This window comes from Lysobacter enzymogenes (assembly GCF_017168095.1).
Lineage (GTDB): Bacteria > Pseudomonadota > Gammaproteobacteria > Xanthomonadales > Xanthomonadaceae > Lysobacter > Lysobacter enzymogenes_D.
In genome coordinates this window covers 1-6247 of sequence record NZ_LXSD01000659.1, presented here as the reverse complement: position 1 = coordinate 6247, position 6247 = coordinate 1, and the positions used below count along the sequence as shown (strand labels likewise).

The 6247-nt window shown below is 67.8% G+C and carries 7 protein-coding genes; 6 read left to right on the top strand and 1 reads right to left on the bottom strand.

Going from position 1 to position 6247, the window contains the following annotated elements; genetic code table 11:
- The 6 genes from sucB to A7A76_RS25300 form a co-directional block, all read left to right on the top strand.
- A partial coding sequence (gene sucB, locus A7A76_RS25325) for a dihydrolipoyllysine-residue succinyltransferase (protein ID WP_206413919.1) occupies positions 1-904 on the top strand: 904 nt, incomplete at its 5' end.
- Positions 905-1016: 112 nt separating this feature from the next.
- On the top strand, positions 1017-2441 hold the full coding sequence (lpdA, locus tag A7A76_RS25320; RefSeq protein ID WP_206413918.1) for a dihydrolipoyl dehydrogenase: 1425 nt from the start codon (positions 1017-1019) through the stop codon (positions 2439-2441).
- A gap of 122 nt (positions 2442-2563) precedes the next feature.
- Positions 2564-3157 (top strand): TIGR00730 family Rossman fold protein, encoded by a 594-nt coding sequence (locus A7A76_RS25315; RefSeq protein ID WP_206413917.1) that lies wholly within the window; start codon positions 2564-2566, stop codon positions 3155-3157.
- A gap of 354 nt (positions 3158-3511) precedes the next feature.
- Complete coding sequence (locus A7A76_RS25310) at positions 3512-3823, top strand: GIY-YIG nuclease family protein (RefSeq protein WP_206413916.1); 312 nt, start codon at positions 3512-3514, stop codon at positions 3821-3823.
- A gap of 34 nt (positions 3824-3857) precedes the next feature.
- Positions 3858-4850, top strand: a complete 993-nt coding sequence (locus A7A76_RS25305; protein WP_206413915.1) for a YhdH/YhfP family quinone oxidoreductase — start codon at positions 3858-3860, stop codon at positions 4848-4850.
- A 59-nt stretch (positions 4851-4909) separates the two neighbouring features.
- Complete coding sequence (locus A7A76_RS25300) at positions 4910-5281, top strand: response regulator (RefSeq protein ID WP_206413914.1); 372 nt, start codon at positions 4910-4912, stop codon at positions 5279-5281.
- Between the two features lie 434 nt (positions 5282-5715).
- On the opposite strand, the gene A7A76_RS25295 is transcribed toward A7A76_RS25300, so the two are convergent.
- On the bottom strand, positions 5716-6247 hold a 532-nt coding region (locus A7A76_RS25295; RefSeq protein ID WP_241201184.1), incomplete at its 5' end, for a J domain-containing protein.

Below are 6247 nucleotides of genomic sequence, written 5' to 3'. Positions count from 1 at the left end.
CGCCGCCCCGGCCAAGACCGAGACCGCCAAGCCCGCCGCCGCGCCGTCGGCCAACGACCAGCTGCCGCCGGGCGCGCGCTTCGCCGCCAACACCCAGGGCGTCGACGCTGCGCAGGTCGAAGGCACCGGCCGCAAGGGCGCGGTGACCAAGGAAGACATCCTCAACTACGCCAAGTCCGGCGGCGTGGGTTCGGCCGCCGGCGCGCGTCCGGAAGAGCGCGTGCCGATGACCCGCATGCGCGCGCGCATCGCCGAGCGCCTGATGCAGTCGAAGAACTCCATCGCCATGCTGACCTCGTTCAACGAAGTCAACCTGGGCAAGGTCATGGCCATGCGCAAGGAGCTCGGCGAGACCTTCGAGAAGGCCAACGGGGTCAAGCTCGGCTTCATGAGCTTCTTCGCCAAGGCCGCCGCGAACGCGCTGCAGCGCCACCCGATCGTCAACGCCTCGGTCGACGGCAACGACGTGATCTACCACGGCTACGCCGACATCTCGATCGCCGTGTCGACCGACAAGGGCTTGGTGACGCCGGTGCTGCGCAACGTCGAGCGCATGGGCTTCGCCGACATCGAAAAGGCCATCGGCGACTACGCCAAGAAGGCCCGCGACGGCAAGCTGGCGCTGGAAGACCTGCAGGGCGGCACCTTCACCATCACCAACGGCGGCACCTTCGGCTCGCTGATGTCGACCCCGATCGTCAACCCGCCGCAGTCGGCGATCCTGGGCATGCACGCGATCAAGGAGCGCGCCATCGTCGAGAACGGCCAGGTCGTGGCCGCGCCGATGATGTACATCGCGCTGTCCTACGACCACCGCATCATCGACGGCAAGGACGCGGTGCTGTTCCTGGTCGATATCAAGAACCAGCTGGAAAATCCGCACCGCATGCTGCTCGGCATGTGAGAGCTAGCGAATAGCGCCCAGGAGATAGGAGATAGCGGCTTCCGCTAACTCCTAGCTCCTATCCGCTAACTCCTACCTCCCCCTACTCCGAGCTAGACAAGGATCAACCGCAATGTCTGAACAATTCGACGTAGTCGTCATCGGCGCCGGCCCCGCCGGCTACCACGCCGCCATCCGCGCCGCTCAGCTCGGCCTGAAGACCGCGTGCATCGACGCGGCGCTCGGCAAGGACGGCAAGCCGGCGCTCGGCGGCACCTGCCTGCGCGTGGGCTGCATCCCGTCCAAGGCCCTGCTCGACAGCTCGCGCCAGTTCTGGAACCTGCAGCACCTGTTCGGCGAGCACGGCATCAGCGCCGACAACGCCAAGATCGACGTCGGCACGATGGTCGGCCGCAAGGACAAGATCGTTAAGCAGTTCACCGGCGGCATCGCGATGCTGTTCAAGGCGAACAAAATTACCCCGTACTACGGCTTCGGCACCCTGCACCCGGGCAACATCGTCAAGGTCAAGCAGCACGACGGTTCGGAAGTCGAACTCAAGGGCACCAACGTCATCCTCGCCGCCGGTTCGGATTCGATCGAACTGCCGTTCGCCAAGTTCGACGGCGACAAGATCGTCGACAACGTCGGCGCGCTGGACTTCACCGAAGTGCCCAAGCGCCTGGGCGTGATCGGCGCCGGCGTGATCGGCCTGGAACTGGGCAGCGTGTGGAAGCGCCTGGGTTCGGAAGTCACCATCCTCGAAGCGCTGCCCGAGTTCCTCGCCGCTGCCGATGCCGAAGTCGCCAAGACCGCGGCCAAGGAATTCAAGAAGCAGGGCCTGGACATCAAGCTCGGCGCCAAGGTTTCCAAGGCCGAGATCCAGGGCGACGAGGTCCACCTGACTTACAACGACGGCAAGGCCGACCAGCAACTGGTCGTGGACAAGCTGCTGGTCGCGGTCGGCCGCCGCGCCGCGTCGAAGGGCCTGCTGGCCGAGGGCACCGGGGTCAAGCTCAACGAGCGCGGCCAGATCGAAGTCGACGAGCATTGCCACACCGGCGTCGACGGCGTCTGGGCGATCGGCGACTGCGTGCGCGGCCCGATGCTGGCGCACAAGGGCTTCGAGGAAGGCATCGCGGTGGCCGAACTGATCGCCGGCCTGCCGGGCCACGTCAACTTCGACACCATTCCGTGGGTGATCTACACCGAGCCGGAAATCGCCTGGGTCGGCCGCACCGAGCAGCAGCTCAAGGCCGACGGCGTGCCGTACAAGACCGGCAGCTTCCCGTTCGCGGCGATCGGCCGCGCGGTGGCCATGGGCGAGCCGGCCGGCTTCGTCAAGGTCATCGCCCACGCCGAGACCGACCGCGTGCTCGGCCTGCACCTGGTCGGCGTCGGCGTCTCCGAGCTGGTCCACGAAGGCGTGCTGACCATGGAGTTCAAGGGCTCCGCCGACGACCTCGCGCGCATCTGCCACGCCCACCCGACCCTGTCGGAGGCGATCCACGACGCGGCGATGGCGGTCGACAAGCGCGCCATCCACAAGGCCAACTGATCGGCCCGCAAGGCAACGAGAACGGCGCACCTGGTGCGCCGTTCTTCGTTTCGGCGGCGGCGATCGCGCGGCCGCCCGCGGCACCCACAACAAAAACAAGAACCCGGAAGGCGACGACGAACATGAAGACGCTCTGCGTGTACTGCGGCTCCAACTCCGGCTCCAAGCCGATCTACACCGACCGCGCGATGGCCCTGGGCTACCGCCTGGCCCGCGACGGCATCGCCCTGGCCTACGGCGGCGGCAACGTCGGGCTGATGGGCGTGGTCGCCGACGCGGTGCTGGAAGCCGGCGGCGAAGCCATCGGCGTGATCCCGGAGCAGTTGGTCAACTGGGAAGTCGCCCACCGCGGCCTGACCCGGCTGGAGGTCGTCGGCTCCATGCACGAGCGCAAGCAGCGCATGTTCGACCTCGCCGACGGCTTCGTCGCCCTGCCCGGCGGCTTCGGCACCCTCGATGAGATGTTCGAGATGCTGACCTGGCGCCAGCTCGGCATCGGCAACAAGCCCTGCGCCTTCCTCGACATCGACGGCTTCTACTCGCCGCTGATGGGCATGCTCGACCGCATGGTGGACGAGCGCTTCCTGCACCCGGACCAGCGCCGCGACCTGTGGCACGGCGACGACATCGACGCGATGCTGGCGTGGATGCGCGATTACCAGCCGGCGTCGTCGTCGAAGTGGATGGACGAGAAGCGGCGCAGCGCGTTGCGCTAAGCGAACACCAACCGGCTATCCCCTCGCACCTTCGCATCGCCGGTGCGTCATACCCGTCATTCCGGCGGAAGCCGGAATCCATTTTGACTTGGCTGTTGCTTTAACGTCAGGCCGAGCAACAGCAACAGCAAAATGGATTCCGGCTTTCGCCGGAATGACGGGATAAGGGGGATACGCTTGAGGGCTTGAGGGCTTGAGGGCTTGAGGGCTTGAGGGCTTGAGGGCTTGAGGGCTCACCCGCCGGATCGGATTTTGGGCATCCAATCGGTAAGAGTTCGCCGCGTTCGCGCGCGCTACGCTTTATAGCGATCCGCGACGTGCTTTCATTGCATATCGCCTGAAGGACTCGCATGGATGCGAACCCGATTCCCCTGCGTCTACATGCTCGCCAGCGCACCGCGCGGCACCTTGTATGCTGGCGTCACCTCCGACCCGATCCAGCGCATCTGGCAGCACCGCAACGACCTCACTGAAGGGTTCAGCCGACGCTACGGCACACACCGTCTGGTCTGGTACGAACTGCATCCCGAGATGCGCTCGGCCATTACTCGCGAAAAACGCATCAAATCCTGGAAGCGCGCCTGGAAACTCGAACTGATCGAGTCCTGCAACCCGCAATGGCGCGACCTCTACTCCGTTATCATCGGCGCTTGCGCCACGCCCTGAGCTGCGACGGCGCGTCCCAGGAGCCTGCGCCGCCATGACCGTCCCCGCCGCGTTCAACGCCTTCCGCATCCACAACGACGCCGCCGGTTACCGCAGCGGCATCGAACAGGTGTCGATCGACGAGCTCGCGCCGGGCGAAGTGGTGATCAAGACCGCCTACTCCTCGATCAACTTCAAGGACGCCCTGGCCGGCACCGGCGAAGGCAAGATCCTGCGCTCGTTCCCGCTGGTCGGCGGCATCGACGCGGCCGGGCACGTGGTCGCCTCCAGCGACGCCAAGTTCAAGGAAGGCGACGCGGTGCTGGTCACCGGCTGCGGCCTCAGCGAGACCCGCGACGGCGGCTACAGCGAGTACGCGCGCCTGCAGGCGAAGTGGGCGATCCCGCTGCCGGCCGGGCTGAGCCTGCGCGAGAGCATGATCCTGGGCACCGCCGGCTTCACCGCGGCGCTGGCGTTGTTCCGCCTGCTGGAGAACCGCCAGGCGCCGGAACTGGGGCCGCTGGCGGTCACCGGCGCGACCGGCGGCGTGGGTTCGCTCGCGCTCGACCTCTTCAGCCGCGCCGGCTTCGAAGTGCACGCGATCAGCGGCAAGGCCGAGCAGGCCGACTACCTCAAGGCGATCGGCGCCAGCCAGGTGCTCGGCCGCGACGCCCTGGCCAGCGCCCGGCCGATGGAATCGGCGCGCTTCGGCGGCGGCCTGGACAACGTCGGCGGGCCGATGCTCGCCAGCCTGCTCGCGCAGACCGCGCCCTACGGCAACGTCGCCAGCGCCGGCCTGGCCGCCAGTCACGACCTGGGCACCACGGTGATGCCGTTCATCATCCGCGGCGTGTCGCTGCTCGGCATCGCCTCGGCCGGCACCGCGCGCGCGATCCGCGACGAGATCTGGCAGCGCCTGGCCAGCGACTGGAAGCCGGCGCATCTGGACCGGATCTGCACCCGCGAAGTGCCTCTGTCCGAGCTGCCGCAGGCGTTCCCGAGCATGTTGGCCGGCGGCTCGCTGGGCCGGACCCTGGTCGTGATCTAGTTGGCATTGCAGCCGCGCGGCGCGTCGCTACAATCGGCCGCAAGTTCCAGGGGAAAGATATGGCGCGTATTTTGATCGTCGACGATTCGCCGTCCCAGCTGATGGGCATCCGTCGCATCGTCGAGAAGCTGGGCCACGAGGCCCTCACCGCAGAAGACGGCGCCGCCGGCGTCGAGGCCGCCAAGCGCGAGCTGCCTGACCTGATCCTGATGGACGTGGTCATGCCGAACCTCAACGGGTTCCAGGCCACCCGCTCGATCTGCCGCGAAGCCAGCACCAGGCACATTCCGATCGTACTGGTCACCACCAAGGACCAGGACACCGACCGGGTGTGGGGCATGCGCCAGGGCGCGAAGGCTTACATCACCAAGCCTTTCAGCGAGACCGACCTGTCCGAGATCATCGGCCAGTTGCTGCCCGCGGCCGGCTGATACCGGGCGCGGCCCAGGGCCGCAGCGGTGTCGGATGAATGCGCGAATCCCGGCTTCGGCCGGGATTCTTGCGTTTGCGGCTCGCGCAATCGGGCGGCGAAGCTGCGCAGACGCGTGCGGTATGCCGCTGTTTGCCGGCCTGCGGCCGCTCCGCCCGTCGGCCGAGGCGCGCCGCCGATCGTGTCGCCGATTTGCTGTGGGATGGGCGTCGGTCCTGGTGCCTTGGGCTCGGGTTGTTTCGAAACATCGCCGCGGCGGAGCGAAAGGCATCGGGCCTGAAGGCCCTCCCACCAAGCTGCTGTGGGAGGGGCTTCAGCCCCGATGCTTTCGGCTCAGGTCGCTTAGAAAGATCGCCGCAGCGGAGAGCGAAAGGCATCGGGCCCGCAGGCCCTCCCCACGCTTAGCGGCCTCGCCGCCAGCGCGCCGGCGACGATTCAGTCGCGCCGCCAATCCTCGCCGAACGCCGCGCGCAAGCTCTCGTAGGCCTCGCGCTGCGCATCGGTATGCGCGCGCGGCGCCAGCACTTCCAGTTCGACGATCTGATCGCCCGCCGGCGAACCCGGCAGGCCGCGGCCGCGCAGGCGCAGCTTGCGGCCGGCTTCGGAGCTGGCCGGGATCTTGAGCTCGACCGGCCCGCCCAGGGTCGGCACGCTGACGCTGGCGCCGAGCGCGGCTTCCCACGGCGCCAGTTCCAGCACGTGGATGACGTTGCGTCCGTCCACTTCGAACTGCGGGTGCGCGGCGTATTCGATCTCCAGCAGCAGATCGCCGTGCGCGCCCTGGCCGGCCAGGCGGATCAGCTGGCCCGGGCGGATGCCCTTGGGCACGCGCACGTCCAAGGTCTTGTGGTTGACCGAAATGCGCACCTGGCCGCCTTCGTAGACGGTCTCCAGCGACACCGCCAGCCGGGCCCGGGTGTCGCCGCGCGGCGGCGCGCCGCGCTGGCCGAAGCCGCCCGCGCCGGGC

Bases quoted from the DNA above. Each gene is read 5' to 3' on its own strand.
- A7A76_RS25315 (WP_206413917.1), top strand. From the start codon at position 2,564: ATGAAGACGCTCTGCGTGTACTGCGGCTCCAACTCCGGCTCCAAGCCG.
- lpdA (WP_206413918.1), top strand. From the start codon at position 1,017: ATGTCTGAACAATTCGACGTAGTCGTCATCGGCGCCGGCCCCGCCGGC.
- A7A76_RS25310 (WP_206413916.1), top strand. From the start codon at position 3,512: ATGCGAACCCGATTCCCCTGCGTCTACATGCTCGCCAGCGCACCGCGC.
- A7A76_RS25300 (WP_206413914.1), top strand. From the start codon at position 4,910: ATGGCGCGTATTTTGATCGTCGACGATTCGCCGTCCCAGCTGATGGGC.
- A7A76_RS25305 (WP_206413915.1), top strand. From the start codon at position 3,858: ATGACCGTCCCCGCCGCGTTCAACGCCTTCCGCATCCACAACGACGCC.